The 24537-nt window shown below is 34.7% G+C and carries 24 protein-coding genes; 7 read left to right on the top strand and 17 right to left on the bottom strand.

Features of this window, described 5'->3' with window-relative positions; all coding sequences use genetic code 11:
- Nucleotides 1-149 precede the first annotated feature (149 nt).
- The 6 genes from DOK76_RS01305 to yfmF form a co-directional block, all read right to left on the bottom strand.
- Nucleotides 150-686: an HdeD family acid-resistance protein gene (locus DOK76_RS01305; RefSeq protein ID WP_206964408.1), complete on the bottom strand. Its 537-nt coding sequence runs from the start codon at nucleotides 684-686 to the stop codon at nucleotides 150-152.
- An 88-nt stretch (nucleotides 687-774) separates the two neighbouring features.
- Nucleotides 775-1353, bottom strand: a complete 579-nt coding sequence (gene pgsA, locus DOK76_RS01300; protein WP_206964406.1) for a CDP-diacylglycerol--glycerol-3-phosphate 3-phosphatidyltransferase — start codon at nucleotides 1351-1353, stop codon at nucleotides 775-777.
- 5 nt (nucleotides 1354-1358) lie between these two features.
- Complete coding sequence (locus DOK76_RS01295) at nucleotides 1359-2318, bottom strand: helix-turn-helix domain-containing protein (protein WP_206964404.1); 960 nt, start codon at nucleotides 2316-2318, stop codon at nucleotides 1359-1361.
- Nucleotides 2306-3031 (bottom strand): elongation factor P 5-aminopentanone reductase, encoded by a 726-nt coding sequence (gene ymfI / locus DOK76_RS01290; protein WP_206964402.1) that lies wholly within the window; start codon nucleotides 3029-3031, stop codon nucleotides 2306-2308. The genes DOK76_RS01295 and ymfI overlap by 13 nt, the downstream gene beginning before the upstream one ends.
- Nucleotides 3032-3036: 5 nt before the next feature.
- Nucleotides 3037-4332, bottom strand: coding sequence for an EF-P 5-aminopentanol modification-associated protein YfmH (yfmH, locus tag DOK76_RS01285; RefSeq protein ID WP_370590069.1), 1296 nt, complete (start codon nucleotides 4330-4332; stop codon nucleotides 3037-3039).
- Entirely contained in the window at nucleotides 4332-5600 is a 1269-nt protein-coding gene (yfmF, locus tag DOK76_RS01280) for an EF-P 5-aminopentanol modification-associated protein YfmF (protein ID WP_206964397.1), read from the bottom strand. The genes yfmH and yfmF overlap by 1 nt, the downstream gene beginning before the upstream one ends.
- Before the next feature lie 238 nt (nucleotides 5601-5838).
- Here yfmF and mscL point away from each other — a divergent pair, with 238 nt between their 5' ends.
- Entirely contained in the window at nucleotides 5839-6270 is a 432-nt protein-coding gene (gene mscL, locus DOK76_RS01275) for a large conductance mechanosensitive channel protein MscL (protein WP_206964395.1), read from the top strand.
- Nucleotides 6271-6290: 20 nt separating this feature from the next.
- Here mscL and DOK76_RS01270 read toward each other — a convergent pair whose 3' ends face one another.
- From DOK76_RS01270 to DOK76_RS01220, 11 genes are all read right to left on the bottom strand, one after another.
- The gene (locus DOK76_RS01270) at nucleotides 6291-7259 is read right to left on the bottom strand and encodes a ribose-phosphate diphosphokinase (protein ID WP_206964393.1); all 969 of its coding nucleotides are present in this window, start codon (nucleotides 7257-7259) and stop codon (nucleotides 6291-6293) included.
- Nucleotides 7260-7353: 94 nt separating this feature from the next.
- On the bottom strand, nucleotides 7354-8727 hold the full coding sequence (glmU, locus tag DOK76_RS01265) for a bifunctional UDP-N-acetylglucosamine diphosphorylase/glucosamine-1-phosphate N-acetyltransferase GlmU (protein ID WP_206964391.1): 1374 nt from the start codon (nucleotides 8725-8727) through the stop codon (nucleotides 7354-7356).
- Nucleotides 8728-8828: 101 nt separating this feature from the next.
- Nucleotides 8829-9656: a pur operon repressor gene (gene purR / locus DOK76_RS01260; protein WP_206964389.1), complete on the bottom strand. Its 828-nt coding sequence runs from the start codon at nucleotides 9654-9656 to the stop codon at nucleotides 8829-8831.
- Between the two features lie 122 nt (nucleotides 9657-9778).
- Nucleotides 9779-10600 (bottom strand): metal ABC transporter permease, encoded by an 822-nt coding sequence (locus tag DOK76_RS01255; RefSeq protein ID WP_206964388.1) that lies wholly within the window; start codon nucleotides 10598-10600, stop codon nucleotides 9779-9781.
- The gene (locus tag DOK76_RS01250) at nucleotides 10573-11253 is read right to left on the bottom strand and encodes a metal ABC transporter ATP-binding protein (protein ID WP_206964387.1); all 681 of its coding nucleotides are present in this window, start codon (nucleotides 11251-11253) and stop codon (nucleotides 10573-10575) included. The genes DOK76_RS01255 and DOK76_RS01250 overlap by 28 nt, the downstream gene beginning before the upstream one ends.
- Before the next feature lie 131 nt (nucleotides 11254-11384).
- Nucleotides 11385-12242 carry a 4-(cytidine 5'-diphospho)-2-C-methyl-D-erythritol kinase gene (gene ispE, locus DOK76_RS01245; RefSeq protein WP_206964386.1) on the bottom strand — a complete coding sequence of 286 codons (858 nt, stop codon included), beginning with the start codon at nucleotides 12240-12242 and terminating at the stop codon, nucleotides 11385-11387.
- A gap of 152 nt (nucleotides 12243-12394) precedes the next feature.
- Nucleotides 12395-13468 carry an ABC transporter substrate-binding protein gene (locus DOK76_RS01240; RefSeq protein ID WP_206964385.1) on the bottom strand — a complete coding sequence of 358 codons (1074 nt, stop codon included), beginning with the start codon at nucleotides 13466-13468 and terminating at the stop codon, nucleotides 12395-12397.
- A 13-nt stretch (nucleotides 13469-13481) separates the two neighbouring features.
- Nucleotides 13482-14303, bottom strand: a complete 822-nt coding sequence (locus DOK76_RS01235; RefSeq protein WP_206964384.1) for an ABC transporter permease — start codon at nucleotides 14301-14303, stop codon at nucleotides 13482-13484.
- On the bottom strand, nucleotides 14300-15109 hold the full coding sequence (locus DOK76_RS01230) for an ABC transporter permease (RefSeq protein WP_206964383.1): 810 nt from the start codon (nucleotides 15107-15109) through the stop codon (nucleotides 14300-14302). Before DOK76_RS01230 ends, DOK76_RS01235 begins: the two co-directional genes overlap by 4 nt.
- A 12-nt stretch (nucleotides 15110-15121) precedes the next feature.
- Nucleotides 15122-16210: an ABC transporter ATP-binding protein gene (locus DOK76_RS01225; RefSeq protein WP_206964381.1), complete on the bottom strand. Its 1089-nt coding sequence runs from the start codon at nucleotides 16208-16210 to the stop codon at nucleotides 15122-15124.
- 14 nt (nucleotides 16211-16224) lie between these two features.
- Nucleotides 16225-16767 (bottom strand): helix-turn-helix domain-containing protein, encoded by a 543-nt coding sequence (locus DOK76_RS01220; protein WP_206964379.1) that lies wholly within the window; start codon nucleotides 16765-16767, stop codon nucleotides 16225-16227.
- 193 nt (nucleotides 16768-16960) lie between these two features.
- Here DOK76_RS01220 and DOK76_RS01215 point away from each other — a divergent pair, with 193 nt between their 5' ends.
- The 6 genes from DOK76_RS01215 (at nucleotide 16961) to DOK76_RS01190 (ending at nucleotide 24507) form a co-directional block, all read left to right on the top strand.
- Nucleotides 16961-17956 (top strand): acrylyl-CoA reductase family protein, encoded by a 996-nt coding sequence (locus tag DOK76_RS01215; RefSeq protein WP_206964375.1) that lies wholly within the window; start codon nucleotides 16961-16963, stop codon nucleotides 17954-17956.
- Between the two features lie 392 nt (nucleotides 17957-18348).
- A complete protein-coding gene (locus DOK76_RS01210; RefSeq protein ID WP_206964373.1) occupies nucleotides 18349-19761 on the top strand; it encodes a helix-turn-helix domain-containing protein in 1413 nt (470 codons plus the stop codon).
- Between the two features lie 34 nt (nucleotides 19762-19795).
- Nucleotides 19796-20314, top strand: coding sequence for a recombinase family protein (locus DOK76_RS01205; RefSeq protein ID WP_206964372.1), 519 nt, complete (start codon nucleotides 19796-19798; stop codon nucleotides 20312-20314).
- Nucleotides 20315-20390: 76 nt separating this feature from the next.
- Complete coding sequence (locus tag DOK76_RS01200; RefSeq protein ID WP_206964371.1) at nucleotides 20391-21404, top strand: DUF916 domain-containing protein; 1014 nt, start codon at nucleotides 20391-20393, stop codon at nucleotides 21402-21404.
- 1 nt (nucleotide 21405) lies between these two features.
- Nucleotides 21406-23787: an L-type lectin family protein gene (locus DOK76_RS01195; RefSeq protein WP_206964370.1), complete on the top strand. Its 2382-nt coding sequence runs from the start codon at nucleotides 21406-21408 to the stop codon at nucleotides 23785-23787.
- Between the two features lie 36 nt (nucleotides 23788-23823).
- Complete coding sequence (locus DOK76_RS01190) at nucleotides 23824-24507, top strand: WxL domain-containing protein (protein WP_206964369.1); 684 nt, start codon at nucleotides 23824-23826, stop codon at nucleotides 24505-24507.
- The last annotated feature ends 30 nt before the right edge of the window (nucleotides 24508-24537 follow it).

Genomic DNA, 24537 nt, shown 5'->3' with positions numbered 1-24537 from the left:
TCAAAGCACCTCTTTATTTGATTATTGTTTATTTATTGTAGCATTCTTTTGAAGGAACTACAAAAAGTAGATGACCAACTCCCAGACTAGTAAAGAAAGTTAGGTAAAAAGAAAAGAGACTGACATGGGAGTCAGCCTCTTATCTGAATTTATTGAATGTCGAAATCTTTTAGACGAATAAACGCAATTAATTCTGAAATACCAGAGATAGTTAAGATGATTCCAAAGAATCTAAAGAACATCATGGCACTTGAGAAAGGATTGATAACTAGTAAAATACCAGCGACAATCATAAATACACCGTAAATTAACATTGGCAACCAGTTAACATTTGCATAGTGACGTAAGTTAAGTGATTGAGATAAGCGCATCGCACCACCAATAATAAAGCTGATACCTAAAAGAATAGGCAACATAGAAACAATTGGTTTAGCAAATAACCAAATTAATAAGGCACAAACAAAATAAAAAATAGCAAATCCAGTTGTTGGGTTATAGCCACTGACTTTATTTTTGAAGGCACTCACTAAGTTAAAGATACCCATTAATACATTGTAAGCAATAATGATGTTTAAGATAATTTTTGAAACGCCAACTGGGTCAAACATAATAAAGATTCCTAAAAGAATATAAGCAGCACTACGTAAAATCGCATGCTTTTGAACGGATTTAAAAACAGATTTCATCGATAATCATTCCTTTTTTTCAAAGTGTAAAACATAGTCTAAATTTAAGCTTAAATAAAGAAAAAATCAAGAGATGTCTCTTGATTTTTTACATAGAATCTTTAAATACGTCTTTGTTTTTAGCGAAGTAATCAATACCTGAGTAAATTGTAAAGATTAAACAAGTATAAAGCATGATTTGGTCTAATGGGAAATTAAAACTAGCAAACGGCACGTTGTTGATTAATAGTAAAATAATAGCCACCATTTGAGTAGCTGTTTTAATTTTTCCTGGCCAAGCAGCAGCCATAACTTCTCCACCTTCAACTAGTAGTAAACGTAAGCCTGTTACAGCTAATTCACGACAGACGATAATAGCAACAATCCAAGCAGCCGCTTTACCTTGTTCTACTAACACGATAAAGGCTGTCATAACTAACATTTTATCAGCTAATGGATCCGCAAATTTACCGAAGTTAGTAACTAAATTATGTTTTCTAGCAATTTTTCCGTCTAACCAGTCAGTGATACTAGCAACAGCGAAAATAATAGCAGCAACTAATTGACTCACTTCTAAATTGGTTCCTAAGATATCAACGCTTCCCCAGTTCAAAGGAACTAGAGCAACGACGATAAAGATAGGAATCATGAAAATTCGTAAGACCGTTAACTTATTAGGTAAGTTCATTTTATTTATCTTTCCTCTCCTGTAGATTGAGTATCAAGTGTTCCTTTTTCTAATGTTATCACTTTTTTGCCATCAACGGGAGTTTTTTCGTTAAATTTAATTTCCTCTCCATTAATAGTGATGCTCACATTTCTTGCAGCACCAACGACAATAGCAAAGCTATCTAAGTCATCAGGAACAAACGTCTCTAACTCTTCTCCAGGTTGAATCGTGTATTGGTAGAATAATTCTTGGGTTTGGGGATTTTCTAAACCAATCCAAGCAGCCGCATCTAAGCCTTTAAAAGCAACCTTCATTGGTTTTTCCCATTCAGAGACTTTATAAAGAACGGCTTCACCAGTATCAGATTCTAAGGCGATATTATCTTTTGCCTTTTTCTCTTTTTTATCTTTGTTCTTTTCTTTTTCAGGTGTACTACTTTCAGTGGTTTTTTCTTCTTTTGCAGAAGAAGTTACTGTTGACTGAGTCGTTGAATTATCCACAATAGTTGTCTTATTTGGTGTTGGGACAATAGGTCCTTTTTCAGAATCAATCATAATTGCCCACACGATAGTACCAATAATTCCTAGTACCACTAAAACAAGTAACACAACAGGAAGGTAGGCAGCTATCATGGATTTTTTTGAATTTGTTTCATTGTATTTTGATTTTCGGGAACCCTTAACCGGTATGCTCAAAGCCATGGTATTCGATAAATCAGTTTCTTCTGGTTTACCATCTAAACGTCTTAATAGAGGACGTGGATTTAAACCAACTGCTTCAGCAAATTGTCGGATAAAAGTTCGTTTATAGTAATCGCTAGGCATTGCGTCGAAGTCATTTTCTTCAATGGCTTCTAAGTAACGTCGTTGAATTTTAGTAATTTTTTGTAAATCACCAATTGTTAAACCACGATCAATGCGGGCTTTTTGTAATTTTTCCCCAATGGTTTCCAATGTATTGCTCCTTCTTTCTAAATTTTCCATCCACCTGTCATTGGTAGGGTTGTCCCAGTGATATAACTTGCTTCTTTCTTAAATAAAAATGAAGCAAAGCTAGCAATCTCCTCAGGTAACGCCATTCGGTTGACAGGGATAGTTTCAAGTAATTCTTTTGTTTCTTCTTCGGTCCAGTCTGTGTTCATTCGAGTAGCTACTGCTCCTGGAGCAATCGTATTAACCGTAATACCTAAAGAAGCGACTTCTTTAGCATAAGCATTTGCAAAGGCAATTTGTCCGCCCTTTAGGGTACTGTATAGCACTTCCATTGAACTGCCAGAAAGACCATAAATAGAACTAATAAAAACGATGCGTCCTTGTTGTTGTTGGCTTAGTTTACTTTGAAAAGCCTGACAAAGTCTCATGGGTGTTTTTAAATGAACGCGCCACATGTCATCAAATTCATTTGATGTGTGTGTCGTCAACAGCTCATACGACGTGTCCCCATGAGCAAAAATAATACCATCTAACTGAAATACAGATTGAGTGATGATCTCAAGGCTACTATCAAGAGACAAGTCTGCTTGAATTATCAAGAAGTCTTGTTCGGGATAAGCTGCTTTAAGTTCAGTCACAAGGTTTCGTATTTTTTCTTCATTGCTGTGGTAATGACAGTAAAGAGAATAACCCTCTTTAGCAAGAGCTCTCGCACAAGCGGCTCCGATATCACCACTAGCACCTGTAATGAATGCGTATGTCATCTGACTCACCTTTTCTTAGGATAGATAAAGAAACGACTTAATCCATCAGGTCTGATGAATGCTTCATGAACAGCCATTAAATCTTTTAATTCAATGCTATCAATGACTTCAGCTAAATCAAATAGAGTGGTATCACCAAACTTCATGCCACTAAATTGATTAGCAATATATTCAAGAGAATCTAGAGATTGTAAATGTTTTCCCATCATTTTGCGTTTAGCTAAATTTAAGTTTCTTTCTGTTAGCTCTGGGCTATCCTTTGATTTTAGAATCAAGTTAATCATTTGGTTGGCAAAACGTTCAGGTTCAGTTGTATCTGAACTAAAGTCAGCAAAGTGGAAGCTACGATCCAAACTAAATTCAAAAGAGAAAGAATCATCAATTAAGCCATCATTGTACATGTTTAAATAACTCTCAGACGTGTCTCCAAAGAGTAATTGAAGTAATAATTGAATACTTGTTTGATATTTTAATCGTTCAAAACCATCTTCAGGTACGGTATCTAGTCCTTTAAGGCCAATAATGGCTTTAGGTCGACTGACAGATAGTTCAATGCTACTTTCTTTGACAATATCTTTAGCCGTCTCAATAGGGAAACGACGTTCAATAGGTGTACTAGGAACGAATTCTTTTGATTGTTGGTTTTCAATAATAAAATCCATCAATTTTTCAGCATCCATATTGCCCACAATAAATAAATTCATATTACTTGGGTGATAGAAGGTGTTGTAGCAAAGATATAGATTTTCAGCAGTGATTTTATCAATGCTTTCTTCTGTTCCAGCAATATCAATGTGTAACGGATGTTTTGGATACATGTTGTTTAATATCCCAAAAAACAAACGCCAATTAGGATCGTCTTGATACATTCTAATTTCTTGAGCAATAATGCCTTTTTCTTTATTAACAGATTCTTCTGTAAAGTAAGGGTCTTGAACAAAATCAATCAAAGTAGCGATGTTTTCTAAGGTATTGTCCGTTGAAGAGAAGAGGTAACTTGTACGGGTAAAGCTAGTAAAAGCATTACTTGAGGCACCTTGGCGACCAAAACGTTGAAAGACATCTTCATCTTCTTTTTCAAATAATTTGTGCTCTAAAAAATGAGCAATTCCATCAGGGACTTTAGTAAAGGCCTCTTGTCCTAGTGGGACAAATTCGTTATCGATAGAGCCATAGTTAGTCGTAAATAAACCATAAGTTTTATGGAAATCAGGTTTAGGAAGTAAGGTTACTTCTAAACCATTATCTAGGACACCTGTATAGATTGTTTCGTTGATTGAAGGATAAAAAATCTTTTTCATCATTGTTCTTTTTCTCCTTCCATAAAGTAAACCGCTTGTAGCTTGATGTGTTTAGCAACTGCTTGAACATCTTCAATGGTAACGTCTTGAACGCGTTTTACCCATTCTTCTTGAGAAATATCCGCATTAGGGACTTTAATTTTTAAGAAAGTTTGTTCTAACAAGGCACGTTGATTATCTAGGCTAAGTAGGAACTGATTGATTAGCATGACTTTAGTTTGCTCTAAGTCATCTAAGCTTACTTTTCCAGATGCTAAGTCTTTTAGTTGTTCATTGACTAAACGAAGGACTTTTTCTCTGTTTTTGCCGTCAATACCAGTTTGAACCGTTAATAATCCTCTAAAAGGCTCAACAGAACTACTCGCATAATAAGCTAAACTGTGTTTTTCTCTCACGTTTAAGAATAGTTTTGAGTGAGGGAAGCCACCAAATAACCCATTAAACACCATCAAAGCAAAATACAACTCATCGTAATAATAAATGTCACAATGATAAGCTAAATTTAGTTTAGATTGGACCACAGGAAGTTGTTCGGTTTTTTGATGAATCACATTTTGTAAGGATTGTTGATAGAACAAGGGGCCTTTGTCATAAGGACGATCAGAGAATCCGAAGTCTTTAAAACATCTGGCAACATATCCTTCAGCAACGTCTCCAATGACTAAAATATCAATCTTATCTTGAGCAATCATTTGCTGGTAATAGGCAGCCATAGATGAAGCTGTTTCTTTTTCGATGCCTTCGATACTACCAAAACTAGGTGTTCTTTGGCTACTAGAGCGGGCAAAGAATAAATTCTGAAGGCTAAGAGACGCATAGGTTTGTTTATCATCAAAAATAGAGCGAATATATTCCATTAAGTTTTCTTTTTCTCTTAAAAACGTCTCTGGCTCAAATTGATTATTAATAATATGAGGGGCGAATATGATTTCTTTTAAAAACGCCACAGCAGATTCTAAAACAGAAGTCCCACTTGGAACTAAATGGTCGTTAATAATATTCATACCTAAGGTTAAATAATGTTCATTCCCATTACGGCTGACGCCGATACCAAAACTAGCACCAAACAATTCAGATAATTGTTTACTTAAACTAGTTTGATCAGGGAAATTTAAGCTATTTGTTTCCATTAGACTAGCTAATAGAGCTCGTTTACTACTGGTTTCAGTTGAAAGAGGTGCGGAGAAACGAACAAGAAGCCGAACCGTCTTATATTTATTAGTTGGAATAACGTGTAAATTCACGTTTTGATTTAATTCAAAAGTCATAAATCTAATCTCCTTTGTTGATCAGATAGGTATCATTTTTAATAAATAGATACACCCTTTAGAGTACCAAAAAATTGACTGATTTGATAGGAAAAGGCAAGATTTTCTAGTAAAAAAATAAAGTTTAAGAAAAGGTTAATAATTAAACGTAGGATTTTATTTTTATGAGGAGAAAGCAAATTAGAAGAAAAAAGAGAGACAATAGAATATAATAACAGTAGAAAAAGGAGTTGTTACAATGATAAAAGAATTTAAAGAGTTTATTATGAGAGGGAATGTCCTTGATTTAGCAGTAGGGGTCATTATTGGAGGAGCTTTTACAGGGATTGTTACTAAGTTAACAGAAAATTTAATTACACCTTTAATTAGCTTAGTGATTAGTTTGATTTTCCCTGGTTCAACTAATGTGGACGACGTGACTAAGAGTTTGTCATTTACAGTTAATGGAGTTGAATTTAACTATGGATCAGTCATCTCAGCTATTATTACTTTTTTAATTACCGCATTTGTTTTATTTATGATTATTAAAGGTGTTAACAAAGCTAATAGAATGGTACCTAAAAAAGAAGAACAAGAAGAAATTGTTGAAGAGATAGAAACAACAGAAGTAATTCTTCAAGATATTCGTCAATTATTAAGTGAGCAAAACGAAAAAACATCTGGAAAATAACCAGATGTTTTTTTATTAGCTTATTTTTTTGATTCAAAAAGTGGACTAACAGGTTTGTTTTCATGAATACGTTTGATCGCATCTCCCATTAATTCTCCAACACTGACAATCTCAATTTTATCTGAATGTTTGTCTTCAGGTAAAAGAATAGAGTCTGTGATGATTAATTTTTCAATTGAAGAGTTATCAATACGCTCAATAGCGGGACCTGAAAGAACAGGGTGTGTACAACAAGCGACAACTTCAGTTGCGCCTTTTTCTTTCAATGCTTCTGCAGCTAGGGTAATAGTTCCAGCTGTATCAATCATGTCGTCGATTAGGACACATTTTTTCCCTTTAACTTCCCCAATAATATTCATTACTTCAGCAACGTTTGCTTTTGGACGGCGTTTGTCAATAATAGCGATAGGTGCTTTCAAGATTTCAGCTAATTTACGAGCTCTTGTTACACCACCGTGGTCAGGAGAAACAACGACAACATCGTCACCTTCATAACCATGGTCAATAAAGTAATCTGCTAATAGTGGAGCAGCCATTAAATGATCCACAGGAATATCAAAGAATCCTTGGATTTGAGCTGCATGTAAATCTAATGCTAAGATACGAGTTGCTCCTGCTTTTTCAAGCATATCAGCTACTAATTTAGAAGTGATAGGCTCACGAGAGCGTGCTTTACGGTCTTGACGAGCGTAACCATAGTAAGGAATAACAACGTTAATTGTTTTAGCACTAGCGCGTTTTAAGGCATCAATCATAATTAATAATTCCATTAAATGGTCATTAACAGGATTACTTGTTGATTGAATTAGGTAAACGTGACCACCACGAATACTTTGTTCGATATTGATTTGAATTTCACCGTCGCTGAATTGTTTTACTTCAGACTTTCCTAGTTCTACTCCAACAGCATCAGCAATTTTTTTTGCAAGTGGCTTGTTAGAATTTAATGAAAAGATTTTTAGTCTTGGATCAAAGTAATGATTAGACATGAGGACCTCCGCTTTCTTGTTTTTAACTTGTGATTATACTTCCCACTAAATAGTAGTCATTTTTAACGAATAAATCAAGTGATTTGAGCGCTTTTTATTCGTTATATGGCATTTTTTTAGCATAACCCTCTAAATTTGATTGACGTCCACGTGCGATTCCTAAAGCATCTTCAGGAACATCTTTTGTAATGGTAGAGCCGGCAGCAATGGCAGAGTTACGCCCTAAAGTCACTGGCCCAACTAAATTGGTACCACTACCAATGAAGCTATGATCTTCGACGATTGTATGGAATTTATTTTTGCCATCATAATTAACAAAAACAGTACCACAACCAACGTTAATATCTTTACCAAGAGTCGCATCCCCTACATAAGTTAAGTGACCAACTTTAGTGCCTTCACCAATTGTTGCTTTCTTGATCTCAACAAAGTTTCCAATATGAGCATTTTCATGGATATCTGCGTTTGGACGTAAATGAGCGTAAGGACCAACATCAGCACCATCTTTAACAACAGCTTGATTTAAAGTAGATGATTTAATGACAACGTTGTTTCCAATATGGCTATTACTAATATCAGAATTAGCCGTAATGAAACAATTATCACCAATCACTGTTTTTCCACGTAACATAACGCCAGGTTCAATCACTGTGTCTTGACCAATGACAACGTCACTTTCAATGTAAGTTGTACTTGGATCTAAGAAAGTCACGCCATTCTTCATATGGTTTTCGTTAATGCGAGCAGTCATTAATTGGTTGGCTTTTGCTAAGGCAACACGGTCATTGATTCCCATAGATTCTTCTTCTGAATCCATGATATACGCACTCACAATGTCACCTTGTTGTTTTAAGATACTAATCACATCTGGTAAGTAATATTCGCCTTGTGCGTTGTCATTACCCACTTGTGTTAATGACTCAAATAAAAAGGCGTTGTCAAAACAGTAAGTTCCTGTGTTGAACTCATTGATGCGTAATTCTTCCTCAGAAGCATCTTTGTGTTCAACGATTTTTTCTACATGGTTTTCTGCGTTTCGAACGATACGTCCGTAACCTGAAGCGTCTTTGGCTATAGCAGATAAAATAGTTGCTTTAGCGCCGATGGCTTCATGATGGTTGATTAACTCTTCTAAAGTTTCTGCTGTTAGAAGGGGAGTATCTCCACAAATAACTAGAGTTGTTCCGTTTTTAGCTTTTAATAAATCAGCTGTAGCTAACACGGCATGACCTGTTCCTAGTTGTTCTGTTTGAAGAGCATACTTTGAACGATCGCCTAATTGTTCTTTGACCATTTCTGCACCAAAACCGACAATTGTAACAATCTCATCAACTTTAACTGCTTCGATTTGTTCAATAACATGCTCTACCATTGGTTTACCAGCAACAGGGTGTAGAACTTTATATAAAGAGGATTTCATACGAGATCCTTTACCTGCAGCCAAAATAATTGCGTAACGATTTTTCACGTGTTAACACTCCTTAAGACTTCTCTATAGTTTCGATTTATTGTAACAAAAAAAGAGCTGATACATCAAGCTCTTTCCTTTAATATAATTGACTATACCAATTAAGATAGTTTAGGATCAAAGTAATTTCCAGGAACTACTGTAATATTTTTTGTACGTGTGTCTACATCTTTCACACAAAGTAGGGACGTATAATCGTCAATCATTCTACGGCCACCAAAAGTTGATTCTGCAAATACAGTGATACCAACTAGCTCAGCTTCGAACTCTTCGATTAAGGCTTTCATACCGTTAACCGTTCCGCCACCTTTCATGAAGTCATCTACCACAAGGACACGCGAGCCTCTTTTTAGGCTACGTTTTGAGAGTTCCATTTTTTCGATACGCTCAGAACTACCAGATACATAATTCACACTAACTGTTGAGCCTTCTGTGATTTTTGAATCACGACGAACAATAACAAATGGCACGTTTAAGTAGTATGAAACGGCTTGAGCAATTGGCACACCTTTTGTGGCAACAGTCATAACAGCGTCAATTTCTTGACCAACGTATTGAGACGAGATAATTTGACCAATTTGTTTTAGTAATTGTGGGTCACCTAATAAGTCAGATAAATAAACGTAGCTACCAGGCAATAATCGGTCTTGTTCAGATAAACGTTCACATAAATCATTGACCATTAATCTAGCTTGTTCAAAAGGAATCTCTGGTGTGAAAATAACGCCACCAGCGGCACCAGCCATTGTTTCTAAGGTACCAAAACCTCTATCTTTGAATGTTTTTTTAATGATGGTTAAATCTTCACTAATAGATGATTTTGCCGACTCGTATTTATTAACAAAATAAGTTAAAGGAGTGAGCTTGTGGGGATTGTTTAAAATATAGGCAGTCATATCAATTAAACGTTCACTTCTTTTTATTTTCATATGTATAACTCCTTCTAATTAATTAAAGTAATACTAACCATTATAGTATGTTTTGAGCAAAAAACAAAGTATTTTTAAGAAAAAAAAGTAAATGTTCGCAAATAAACGAAAAAAAAGAAAGGCTAAGCCTTTCTTTTTCCTTTCTTCATAAGGGATTGAATCAAATTGACTAGAATAAACATAAAAATGAATATTAAGGTAATCGTTGCTCCAGGGGGAGTATCTAACTGGTAGGAACTAATTAAACCAGAAATCATACCGAAGAATCCGACGATAATACTAATAAAGATAACTTGGTTAAATGTCCGTCCTAATTTCATCGAAATCGTTCCTGGTAAAATCATAATGGCAGAGACTAAAAGAGCCCCAGCAATCGGAATCATTAAAGTAATTGCGACACCTGTCATCACGTTAAATAAAGTGGATAATAAGTTCACAGGAAGGCCGTCTACGTGAGCAGTGTCTTCATCGAATGTTAAGACGTACATTGGTTTTCTTAAAAATAGAAATAGCACAACAATAGCTACCATCAATACGCCAAGAACTTTCACTTGAGCCCAATTAATCGTAATAATAGAACCAAATAAATATTGATTGATATTCATACTAGTCTGTCCTTTGTTTAAATTCATTAAAACAAGAGCAGTTGCTAGTCCTCCAGCCATTAATACGGCAGTTGATACTTCAGAATAAGAAGGGTAGAGCTTACGAATGTACTCTAGGGCTAAGGCTGCTACAATAACAACGATTAAGGTAGTTACTGTTGGATTAAAGTTAATAAAGAAACCTAAAGCAATCCCAGCTAAAGACACATGAGACAAGGTATCGGCCATTAAAGATTGTCTTCTTAAGACAAGAAAAACGCCAAGTAAAGGAGCGATAACAGCCATAAAGGACGCTGCAATTAAGGCTCTGATCATGAATGCATATGAAAACATCTCCATTCTGTATCCTCCTTTCTAACTAACTGGATATGACGATCCATGTATTCTTTAATATCTTCGTGATCGTGAGTGATCATTAAAATCGATTTACCATGAACGTGAGAGCTATGGCGAAGTAGTTGATAGAAATCTCGTCGTGAGGTCTCGTCCATTCCAGTTGTAGGTTCATCTAGAACAAATAAATCAGGGTCAGAAGCAAATATTCTCGCTAAACAAATACGTTGTTTTTGCCCACCTGATAACTCACCAACTCGTTTATGTCGCATGTCCCACATGCTCACTGATTTGAGTGCTTTTTCCACATGTTCATGGTCGATAGCAGTAAGTCGCTTGAACCATTTACCGCTATTAAAGCGTCCAGACTGGACAAGCTCTAAAACAGTACTAGGAAATCCCGCGTTGAATGACGCAATTTGTTGTGGACTATAGCCAATCTTTAAAGGTTGTCCCTCCGCGTTAGTTGGAGAGATTGTAATAGAACCTTTAGCAGGCTTTAATAGACCTAATGTGTTTTTTATTAGGGTTGATTTTGCTGCACCGTTTTCTCCTGTTAGAATAACGAATTCTCCCGGATCAACGTGATAAGAAATATCTTGTAAAACGGGTTCTTCACCGTAATAAAAGGTAAGTCCTTTAACATCAATGTAATGCATGGCAATGCTCCTTTCTTATGAGCTAACTCTATGTAAAATGTAATCGTTACGTTTTAAACAAGTAGTAGAATAGCATGATATGTAAAAGAAGGCAAGAAAAAAGAGCTCTTTTTTGTAAAAAGCTCTTTTTTCTACTGGTTTAATGTACGCACGACATAGACTTCTTGGCAAAATCCTTTTAAGGAATTGGCAATGTGAATGGCACGAGAATGTTTGTCGCATAATGCAAGAACTGTTGGACCGCTACCACTCATCACAGCTGCATCAGCACCAAAGGCAAGCATCTTATCTTTAATCAGTTGCACAATGGGGAACTTTGCTGTGGTATAAGCTTCAAGAGAGTTTCCTAATAGTTGCGTCATGCCTTGATAGTCATTACCTTCAATAGCTTCTTTTAAGCCGTTGATGTCAGGATGAGGTAATGTATTGACATCAATTTTAGAAAAAACACGTGGCGTTGAGACACTGACTTTAGGTTTCACTAAGACAACCCAACATTGAGGCATAGGTCTAGAAAGTGGGGTGACGATTTCCCCAAGACCTGTGACTAAAGCAGTTTCACCTTTTAAACAAAAAGGAATATCTGTGCCAATAGGAATCGCTAGTTGTGTCATTTCTTCCGTTGATACACCTAAATCAAATAGACGATTAATCCCTCTAAAGGTTGCGGCAGCATCACTACTGCCGCCGCCTAAACCAGCCGCAACAGGAATTCTTTTTTGTAGTTCAACGTGAACGCCACCTTCAAAAGAGTAAGCCTCTTTCATGGCTTCAATGGCTTGAAAAATATTATTTTTTCGATCCGTTGGTAAGAAACCACTATTTGTGGTAATTGTAATGGTATCTTCTGGTTGTTTTCTAAAGGTCAACCGATCAGCTAAATCAATGCTAGCCATAACCATCTCGAGTTCATGGTAACCATCTGGTCGTTTGTAGAGAACATCTAAACCAAGATTGATTTTTGCAGGGGCTTTTTCGATGATTTCCATAGGCTCATCTCCTTGCTAAAAAATATGATTGTCATTATTATACCTTAAAAAAGGTTGTTTTAAAATTATTGACTTTCAAAATCAAAAGGAAAGTTTACCATAAAAAAAACAAACTAGTGAAGTCATTTTTTTAATGACTCACTAGTTTGTCGTTATTTACGGTACATTTTAAATTCTAAAAAGCGATCGTTGTAGACTTCTAAATACTTAGAGCCTAAGTCTTCATAGACTTCTAAATTAGCCATAGTTTCTGGACTTGGGTAAAATTGTTCATCTTCAACGATTTCTTTTGGTAAAAGTTCTACGGCCTTTTTATTAGGAGTAGAGTAGCCAATATATTCAGCGTTAGCTGCAGCATTTTCAGGCTCTAGCATAAAATTAATGAAGTCATATGCTCCGTCAACATTTTTAGCTGTCTTAGGAATGACGATGTTATCAAACCATAGATTAGAACCTTCTTCAGGAATCACATAGTGCAGATGTTCGTTGTTATCTAACATCTCTCTAGCTTCACCAGAAAAAGTCACAGCAGCAGCACTTTCTTCATTAATCATATACATTTTAATCTCATCAGCCACGATAGCTTTGACGTTACTTGTAAGACCTGTTAGCTTTTTAGAGACAGCTTCAAGTTCTTGGTCATTTTTACTGTTTAATGAATTACCATCACTATTTAAGGTTAAACCAATTACTTCACGAGCCCCGTCAATAAGCATCACGTTATTTTTTAGCTCAGGTGCCCATAGATCGTCCCAATGTTGCATGTGTTTTGCATCAACGAATTTATCGTTGTAGATAATCCCTAAAGTTCCCCAAAAATAGGGAATAGAGTATTGGTTTTGTGGGTCAAAATCAATGTTAAGAAAACGTGGGTCAATATTGTCTAAGCCTTTGATTTTACTGTGGTCTAGTTTTAATAATAGATTTTGTTTCATCATTTTTTGAATCATGTACTCACTAGGAATAGCGATGTCATAGGCTGTTCCACCTTGTTCAATCTTAGTGATCATGGCTTCATTTGAATCAAATGTTTCGTAAATGACTTTATAGCCATATTCTTTTTCGAATTTTTTTAATAAATCAGGATCAATATAATCTCCCCAGTTGTAAATCGTCACGACTTTAGAGCCTGCTCGACCAGAACTTTTTTCGAGGTTATAAGAAACGATTGTCAGGCATAAAATAATCCCGATAATTCCAATGATTAAAGAATTTAATTTTCTCATAGTGGCTTCCTTTCTAGCGTGTCGCTTTTTTACGATGTTTTTTAGCCGTATTGTCTTTACTAATAAAGTAATAGCCAATGACTAAAATTAATGAGAACAAGAATAGTAGGGTACTTAGGGCATTGATTTCTAAGCTAATCCCTTGTCTAGCTCGTGAGTAGATTTCAACTGATAGGGTACTAAAGCCATTTCCTGTAACAAAGAAAGTTACCGCAAAGTCATCTAAGGAGTAGGTGAAGGCCATAAAGTAACCGGCGATGATACCAGGCGTGATATAAGGCAGAATAACTCTATTCAATACTTGAAAATTATTTGCACCTAAATCTCTTGCTGCATCAATCAGAGACTGATTCATCTCCTGCATTTTAGGTAATACCATTAAGACAACAATAGGAATACTAAAGGCAATGTGAGATAACAGCACAGAAGCAAAACCTAATTTAAAACCAAACCAACTTCCTAAGAAGGTAAATAGAATTAAAAAACTTGCCCCAATAATAACATCAGGAGAAACCATTAAGACATTATTTAAACTAAGGATGGTGTTACGGATGCCGCGTTGTTTTGTGTAATGAATCCCCATAGCCCCAAATGTTCCGATGATGGTTGCAACAAGAGCTGATAAGAAGGCAAGTAAAAAGGTATTTACCACAATGCCGATTAAACGTGTATCATCAAACACGGTTTTGTAATGTTCTAAAGTAAAACCAGTGAAGGAAGTCATATTACCACCTTCATTAAATGAATAGAAAATCAAGTAAAAAATAGGAATATAAAGCAAGATAAAAACAAAGATTAGGTAGAGATGTGACCATTTAAATGATTTTTTTGTCATTTCGTTCTACCTCCTTTTTTCTTCTCTCTTGTAAAGAACATAATGACAAACATAGTGATGATTAGGATAACTCCAATCGTTGACCCCATGCCCCAGTTTTGGGTCACAAGGAAATGTTGCTCAATGGCTGTTCCAAGAGTAATGACGCGATTACCGCCAATTAAACGAGTTAACATGAATAAGCTTAATGAGGGAATGAAAACAGCTTGTACCCCACTTTTAACACCATTCATAGATAAAGGTAAAATAACACGTCTAAAAGTTTCAAAGCCATTAGCCCCTAAGTCGCGACTTGCTGAAATCAAAGAAGGGTTAATTTCTTCTAAGGCATTAAAAATCGGCATAATCATAAAGGGGATTTCAATATAAGTAGCAACAAAAATAAAACTGAAATCAGTAAAAAGTATCTGCTTGCCACCAATGCCGATCATTTCTAGAAAATGATTCACACTACCATGGACACTAAAGATACCAATAAAAGCATAAGCTTTTAATAGTAGATTAATCCAAGTAGGTAAGATAATTAGCATTAACCAAAGTTGTTTGTGTTTTAGCTTCGTTAACAAATACGCGGTAGGATAGCTAATAAGTAACGTAAAAAGCGTAATTAAAAAAGCATAAAACACAGAGTTAAAGGTCATTTTTAAATAAGTTCCAGAGGTTAAGTACTGCTGATAATTGGCTAGTGTAAAGGCACCATTTGTATCAAAGAAAGATTGATACACAATGAGTAATACAGGTGCAATGACAAAGAGTAGTAGCCAAAAAACATAAGGAATCGTATAAAGTTTTTTATTAACAGTCATTTTTCAACCTCCTTACTCTTCGTCGTAGCTTTCAAGTCGCGCATCAAAGTCTTCCTCAGACTCACCAAAACGCATGACGTGAATATCTTCTGGTTCAAAGTAAATACCAACTTCTTGTCCTTCGGTAGCTCGTTTTGTTGAGTGAACTGTCCATTCGTTGCCTTCTTTATCAATACAGAAAATTTCATAATGAACACCTCTAAAGAGAAGAGAGTCAACTTTAGCAACTAGCTTACCTTTTTCAATAGGGACTAGACTTAAATCTTCAGGTCGAATCATGATTTCAATGGGCTCATTTTTTCTCATCCCACTATCCACACACTCGAAGGATTTTCCTACAAACTCAACTAAGTTGTCTTCAAGCATGGTCCCATCAACGATATTACTCTCACCAATGAAGTTTGCCACAAAACGGTTAATTGGCTCATCATAAATATCTCTAGGAGTGCCACTTTGCTCAATGTTCCCTTGGTTTAGGACAAAGATTTCATCACTCATAGCTAAAGCTTCTTCTTGATCATGAGTAACAAAGATAAATGTAATGCCAAGACGTTTTTGTAATTCGCGTAATTCAGACTGCATAGCTGTCCGTAATTTTAAATCAAGCGCTGATAAAGGCTCATCTAACAGTAAAATATCTGGCTCATTGACCAAGGCGCGAGCAATGGCCACACGTTGTCTTTGTCCACCAGACATTTCGCCGATTTGTCGCTCTTCAAAACCTGATAATTGAACCATGCGTAAGGCATCTTTTACTTTGCGTTCGATGACGTCTTTAGGTAATTTTTTTATTTTCAATCCAAATGCCACATTGTCAAAAACATTCATATGAGGGAAAAGGGCATAATCTTGGAAAACAGTATTAACTTTTCGTTTATTAGCAGGAATTTGATTGATTTTTTTACCATCAAAAAATACATTTCCAGAAGTAGGCTCAGTAAAGCCTGCAATTAATCTTAAAATGGTGGTTTTACCACAACCAGAAGGACCCAACAAGGTATAAAATTTCCCTTGCTCTATCTCAAAACTTACCTCTTTTAAAACTACTGTATCGTCGTATTCTTTTACTACATTATCAAATTTAATAATTGTTTTACTCACTAATGCCACCCCTTTTATAAATATGAATTAGTTGCTACTAATAATAATTGACTTGTGCCATCAAAATCATTTTTGATTTGATGTTTTTTGAGTGCTTGATAATAAATGGATTCTCCAGTACTAGCGTAGTACTTATCTCCACCAATTTCAACACAGACTCGTCCCTTTAACACATAAGCAAATGTATCTGAAAGAGAGGGCTCGAATTCTTTGTACTCGCCGTTTTTATCTAAAGAAAGAATGATCGGCTCCATGTCTTTTTCATTAGAATCAGACACTAACCAATTAATCTCATACCCTTTATCTTCTTCATAGTAAACGGTGTGGTCGTCCTCAGTATAAACAACCTGTTGAATTTGTTCTTTTTCATCAAAGAAGGCTTTTGGCGATACACCTAATACTTCTAATATAGAAAAGAATGTTTCCATAGAAGGAGAGCTTAAATTTCTTTCGAGCTGAGAGATGTAACCTTTACTTAAATCAGTACGTTCACCAAGCTCTTCTTGGGTAAGATTTTTTTGAATGCGTAAATTTTTTAGTTTATTACCAATATTCATAGGAATCCTCGTTTCAAAGTTTAGTATTACTAAACAGTAAAGCATAAAAGTTTACTAATATTAAACAATAAGTTTACTGACAACGGAATTATACAAGAAAGTTTACGATATTTCAATGATTTTGGCGGAAGAAATAAAGGAAAATAAGATATACTAATAGATGAAGTAAACTTAAATGAAATGAGGTAAAAAAATGACAAATGAAACATTTAGAGCCCTTGTTGTAGAAGAAGTTAATGAAGAGATTCAAGCAGGTGTGAAAGCGTGTACCTTAGAAGACTTATCTGCTGGTGACACTCTTATTAAAACAAGTTACTCAGGGATTAATTATAAAGATGCATTAGCTACTATAAAAAACGGTGGCGTCATTCGTAGTTACCCAATGATTCCAGGAGTAGACGCTGTGGGTGAGGTTATGGAAACCACAAGTGACTCTTTCAAAAAGGGAGATAAAGTTGTTATTACTGGAAATGGCTTAGGTGTAAGTCATACAGGAGGATTCAGTGAAATAGTTCGCATTCCAAATGAATGGGTGGTTAAATTACCGGAAGGTCTGACTGAAAAAGAGGCAGCCACTATTGGGACTGCCGGTATCACGGCTGTGGAGTCTATTAACGAATTAGAACGCAATGGCTTATCAGATAAAAAAGCTCGTATTTTAGTCACAGGAGCAACTGGTGGTGTGGGAAGTATTGCTATTGCTATGCTTAAAAGTTTAGGATATGAAAATATTACGGCCTTATCAAGAAAGAAAAATGAAGACTTTTTATATGCTTTAGGAGCGACTAAAGTGATTAGTTTAGATGAATTTATGCCAGAAAAAATCAAACCACTACAAAAACAAGAATATGATTTTGTATTAGATACAATTGGTGGAAAAGTTCTATCAGCTATCTTGCCACAAATTAATTACGGTGGCGCTATTACACTTTGTGGAAATGCTAGTGGGATTAAACTAGAAACAACAGTCTTGCCATTTATCTTACGAGGTATCAAGATGCTAGGTGTGGATTCTGTCCAATTACCAAATGAGAAAAAAGAAGCTATTTGGGAAAGAATAGCAAATGAGCTAGATAAAGAACGATTAAGTACTATTGGAGCAGTAGAAGAGCCAATAGATAGAATAGAAGAAATTGTAACTCATTTATTAGAAGGAACTCACTCAGGTCGAACACTTATTAAAATGTAAAAAAATTATTTTTACCAATAAAATGAACAAATACCTTTAGTTATTCATATAGCTAGAGGTATTTTTGTTTTTATTACGTTATTTTTTTTTAAATAACACGTTTTAAAAATGGGTTATTTAAAATAAAATTACACAAATTTATAGGTTGTATACAAAGGATTTAGCCGACTCTTAGAGAAAAGTTAAAAAAGGTATTTTTATTTTTTTTCATCAATAGTAAAAAAAATTAAAAAAATGAGAAAGGATCATGTCTTATACTTTTAGTTGTATATTTTTATAAAAACTATTTTTAGATGATTTATGTCAGATATATTGTAATTAAATTAGCAATTACTTCTTTTTTCACTAAGTCAGACGTTTTTTATCTGAAAAATGGAGGAGATTAGAAGTTAATGATTCATTTTTTTTTAGAAAAGGCTGATACACGTAAATTAGAGCTTCTTCGTTATTTAGAGAAAAATACCTCTAAACAAGCTTTAAGAGAAGATCTTATAAATGATTTGGATATAACGGAATTTATACTAAATAAAGTATGCGAAGAGATTAATTTAGATTTTGAAAAATATGAATTGGATTCGTATTTCAAGTTGGTGTCCAGTCATGCAGATGTTAGGTTAGTAATAAATTCGAACAGTCCCTCGAGTCAATTGGAAATATGTTTAATCAAAGATTCTTTAACTTTTTCATTAATGATAGCTCTTTTTTTTGAAGAATTTGTATCGATTAATCATTATGCTGCTAGTCATTTTATTAGTTACTCTACTGTCTATAATAAATTGTCTGATATTAGATTTTTTATTGATAAATTTGATTTCACTGTAAGTAAAAAAAATAAATTAGTAGGCAATAAAAAGAACATTCGATTATTTTTTACTTATCTTTTTTCAAAAGTGTGTCAACAAAGTTTAGTCATTTATCCAGAAAAAATAAGAAATCATTCTCTTCAATTACTTGAATCTCTAGAAATATATCATAAGAAACCATTTAAAGAATCCGAAAAAATAAGAATATCTCATTTTTTGAATGTTTTTCTGTTAAGTCTAGATAAAAGNNATCAAACCTATTTAGAAAGTGAACCAGTTTTTTTATTTCTATTAACAGAATTAGAAAAAATAACGAATAATCTATCAAGAAAACAATGCCTATATGAAGTAGATGAATTACTTGCTTATTTAGTGGCTAAAGACTTTGTTCAAGTAGATGGGTATTTGGAAAATGTCATCAAACAAAACTTTAAAGTATATAGTTTTAATTTTATTAATGAAGTAAAAGAAAAATTTGTTGATCTAAGTACTTTTATAGATAAAAGTACTTATCAAATTGAGTTAATCCATTTTAACGTATTAAATTTTGTCCTACCATTTGAAAATGAAATAAAAAGTATAGATACAGGAACGGTTACAAATGGATTTCCAAGATATGTCCAGTTCTGTAAAAATTATATAAACAAGCAAAGGAAAAACGTTGAATTTTGGCAATTTAATCGATATTTCTTTCGCAAGTATTTACTGGTATTAGTCAATGGTGAGATGAATAAGCACGTTGATAATCAGATTTATTTATATGTTGATTTTTCATATGGAAAAAAATATTCAAACGTCATTATTAATATTATTAAGAGGTTTATTGGAATCGAAATAGTCTTTCAAGAGTATGTTGATGACCAAACGAATATGATTTTATCAGATAATTATTTTGAAAAGCATCGTACAATTCGTCAAATAATTTGGGCAACGTCAGCTGAAGCAAAAGATTGGGAGTCATTAATTATTGAATTAGAGAAATTAAGAAAACAGGTGAATTAACCCATAACAAATGTTAAGTGTTAGGAGAATTGAAATGGAAAAAATAGGCTATGTCTATTCATCATTAGATGAAATGTATATTAAAGAACAAATTGAAGCGATTAAAAATTTTGGCGTCAAAAAAATGATTCTTGATGAAGAAGAATTTAAAGAATTGCGAAAAGGGGACGAATTAATTGTTTATGAGTTAAAAAGTTTAGGTAAGTCAATCACTCAATTAGCCAGTTTTTTTACGTATCTAGATAAAAAAGGAGTCAAGATGACTGTTATTTCTAAATGTAAAGATTATCCTGATGTGACAGACAAGCAATTTATTGACTTAGTTGTGGAATTAGCTGATTTAGAGAGTTTTATTATTAGTGAAAGAACGACAAAAGGAATTCAAATAGCTCGAAGAAGCGGCAGAGTGGGTGGTCGACCAAAAATTTCAAAAGAAAAAGTAGAAGAAATTCGTTACCTATATCATAACCAATCCTATACGTTAAGAAAAATTGCTGAAACATGTGATGTATCCCTTGGAACAGCGTATAAGTATATTCATGAGCAGGATTAATCATTAGCAAAGAATCTAGTAGTCAAAAGATTGCTTAGCAAGAATAGAAAAAATAAATTAAATGAGTGGTGAAATCGTGAAAAAAAATAAATTTTATGTGATGTTCCTTTCTGTTTTTTGTGTGTTTGTTTCGTTGATAGTGAGTCAGCAAGTATTTGCAGATGCAAAAGGATTACCTATTACTGTAACGGCTGAGATTCCTGAGAATCAGTTCAATAAGAATGTTTCCTATTTTGATGTATTGGTAAAACCAGGCGACATGCAAATCTTTAATTTAATAATTACCAATAGTGGGAAAGAACCTGTGGATATACTAGTAGCTCCTCATACAGCTAAGACAAGTAAAAATGGGGGTATTGATTATTCAGGAGTAGATACACCGTTAGATGACAGTTTAGCTATTTCATTTGAAGACATCACAACGGAAAAACAGAGATTAACATTAGCTGGTGAGCAGTCGCAAACTGTTACATTTACAACAAATATTCCTGAAAAAGATTTTACTGGTGTTCTTTTAGGTGGTTTCTATATTACACAAATTGAAGAAGAAGAAAAAACAGAAGAAGTACAAGAAGGCATTCAAATAAAAAATAAATTTTCTCAAGTGTTAGGAGTCGTGATTCAAGAGGAAGATAAAGCAGTGGAGGAATCCTTCTCATTAATAGACGTTAAGGCAGATGTTTGGAATAACAAATTTGGTGTCCAAACAACCTTAGCTAATCAATCTCCTATGATACTTTCAGGCTACTCCCTTGAATTTACGATTTATGATAAAGACCAAAAGAAAATCATGAAACTAGACAAACCAATGTTTTCGATGGCACCTAATAGTCATTATGTAATTTCAGAGAATATCTCTGAGGAGGCGCTGCCGATTGGTGACTACCTCCTGAAGATGACGATTCATAATAAAGAAGGTAATCAAAAATGGGAGCTTGAAAAGAAATTTAGTTTAGGCAAGAAAGAAAAAAGTGAGATTATGAAACAAACATTGATATCACAACATCCTTTTACCTTAATATTAATTGGTATCATTGTTGTTTTAGTGATTTTATTAATTGTTTTAATTAGTTTAAAAAGGAGGTACTAACGTGAAAAAAAGATATTGGTTAGTGATTAAAGCGATGATTTTAGTGATTTGCTTTGGAGCGCAGACTACCTATGCGATTGAGGAAGCGCCTGACCATCTACCTTTAGAAGATTTGTTTTTTGCACCAACAATTACAGGTGGCGATAATATGGTCAGCGTTGAAGAAGCTGGTGTGGCGACTCTAACTTCAGGTGCAGGTCACAGAGCTGCATTGTGGAGTTCGCCAAATAACTTAATGGATATGAGTGAAGATTTTAGGTTAGTGACATTTGTAAATCAGTCTTCTGAAAGTCAAACACCTAGTGATGGACTCGTGTTTGTTATGCAAGCAAAAACAGCATCAGACCCGGTTTGGTATACCCATCATAACCAGGCTATGGGGGCATACCCAACAGTAGGTGGTGGAGTAAATGGTGCAGCAAGTACCTTAACCAAAAAAGGGATTCCTAGAAGTTTTGCCATCGAATTCGACTTATACGTTAATGCAAAAACAAGTGCAGCTGCGGCAGATGCTTTTGATGCTTATAGTAGTTCGATTGGTTCTTTACAGGTAAAAGGGCAACATATAGCAAATACGTATCCTGGATCAGATAGTGCTTATATAGATACTAGATTTAGTAGTGGCGGACTATTACCAGTTTCTTATAATACAAGATTGCAACAACATTGGAATGTGCAAAATAACTTAACATTAAGTGATGGCAATTGGACAAAATTGGAAGTGAATTGGATAGCGGCAACAGCTCAGCTCTCTTATCGAACTAGTTCTGAAACGAGAGGGTATGATAGTGGATGGCTGCAGATGAATCCTACAACAATAAAAGAGCAACTAGGTCTTCCAGGGAATCAGTATGCTTATTGGGGATTTACAGGTTATAGTGGTAACTTAAATCCTGTTACCCAAAAGGCGATTTTTCAACAAATTCCAGGACTTGTAGATGCAGATGTTTTATACGTGGTTAATGATGTTAACGGAAATTCTATTGATTCTGGTAGTACCATCAAAGGAAATACTGAACTAGAGGTTGTTTTAGTTGGTTCATACAAGGGTGGGCGAACAACTTGGAAAAATGTAGATATTGCATCTCTTATACCTGAGCAGTTTGAAATCATTCCGAATACTACTCAAATGATGCCGCCTGGGTCTAATGATTTAGCTGAATTAACTAACCTGGCTGATGAAGAAGTTTGGATTGGTAATCAACTTTATGTTTCTGAGAAGATTGAAGAATTAAATCTAACATCTCCAAAAGTTGCAGTTAAGTTTAAAGTACGTGCTAAAAATCAAACAGCAAATGTCGTAATGACTTCTAAATTTAGAGGGTCTACCATGATTGAAGAAAGTGAACCATTCAATTTAACAATTGAAGAGGATCAGTTTGAGCTAGGGATAACGACTCCAGAAGAAGGTCAAGTGTTTCTGAATGATATAGAAGAGTTTCCTGTCGTATTTGATTGGAGAAATGCTTCTGGTGCTGTGACAGCGACCGTTTCTGTGGATGATACACTAATTGAAACCATAGAAGATTTACAACCAACAATAGAAATGGTTACGCAATCAGTTCCTCTAATAGAAACCTTTAAGACATTAGACTTTGGTTCTCACACGATTACTGTTACATTAACCAATGTTTTTAATGAAACGGTGACACGTAGTATTACTTTTAAAAAGGAAGACACACCTAGATTAACTGTTGCAACAGAAGCCGATAAAATAACTAATTTATTAGGAAGTAATATTCATTTTGATTTAACCTGGCTTGATGAAGATAGTTCATTGTTTAATGTTTACATGAAAGTTAACGATGGGGAGGAACAAATCATTGCCTCAGACATCAACACAAATGAACTTAGTTATGATTTTGAAACGTCCTCTGAAGACATTGTTAGTGGCGATTATAAGTTTGAGTTTTATGTGAAGGATGATAGTGGACATACATCTAATGTTGAGAGCATAACACCTGTTGTATTGAAGGGTGGTGTGTACTTTTCAGATGAACCAATAGATTTTCAAAAGGAAGAGTTAGTCTTAGGAAGTGGCGTGCAAAAAGTAACCTTATCACCCATTTCGGTAATCGATTCAACCAAATCGGAAAACCCTTGGAATCTTCAGGTATCTTTAGAAGAAAATTTTTATTATGAGGGTTTGTTTGGTATCAAACTATTTGCTCCAGCTAATTTCTTAACCTATCGCACAGAAGATAGTATTGCAACAATTGATACAGTAGGAAGCATCATCTATAATCATCAGTCGTTAAATCGTCAACCAGTAGTTATTTCTCAAGAGGGTAAAAATGGTTTTTATGTAGATATAACGAAGTCATTACATTCAGGTACTTATAAGGGAACAATTATTTGGAGATTGGAAAACGCTCCAATGTAATTTATATAAATAAAAAAGGAATAAGGGAGAAAATAAATGAAAAAAAATAAGTTATTAGTTAGTACATTAATTTTAGGAGGAATGTTTGCAACAGCTGCAAGTGCTTCTGCAGCAGAAGGGGATTTTGTACCAACAGAAGAAAATACAGCTGGAGAAATTACAATTAACGCACCAGACACGCAAACACCAGTAGATCCAGAAGGTGGAGAAGGAGACGGTGAAGGAACAGGACAAATTGGACTGTTAACATTAGACTACGTTCCAAGTTTTAATTTCGGAGAAATTGAAATTAGTAGTTCAACACAAACAGTGACGAATACTTCTATCAATCCATATGTCCAAACAACAGATGTCCGAGGTACAGGAGAAGGTTGGTCGTTGAGCTTAGAAATTTCACCTTTTACAAGTGGTACTGAAGCAACAGGAATTGAAACATTAAAAGGTGCGATTGTTACAATAAGCGGTTTAACTTCTTCTGTAACAGATACAGATTCAACATCAACAGCGCCAACATCAGGAACAGATTTAACCTTTGCAGTTGGTGAAGCAGCAGCTTCTAACGTGTTATTAAATAGTGGAATGAACAGTGGTATGGGGACTTGGGTATCTAAATTTGAAAAAGCAGGGGAACAATCAGTTAGTTTAACTATTCCAAGTGGTAACAAAGCAGGAACGTACACAAGTGACTTTAACTGGACTCTTGGAAATGCACCTGCATAATTCTTAGAAACTCAATGAAATGAGTGATAA

It is taken from the genome of Candidatus Vagococcus giribetii, assembly GCF_017316185.1.
GTDB classification, from domain to species: domain Bacteria; phylum Bacillota; class Bacilli; order Lactobacillales; family Vagococcaceae; genus Vagococcus; species Vagococcus giribetii.
The sequence above is the reverse complement of the archived record's forward strand: the minus strand, read 5'-3'. Positions and strand labels throughout refer to the sequence as shown.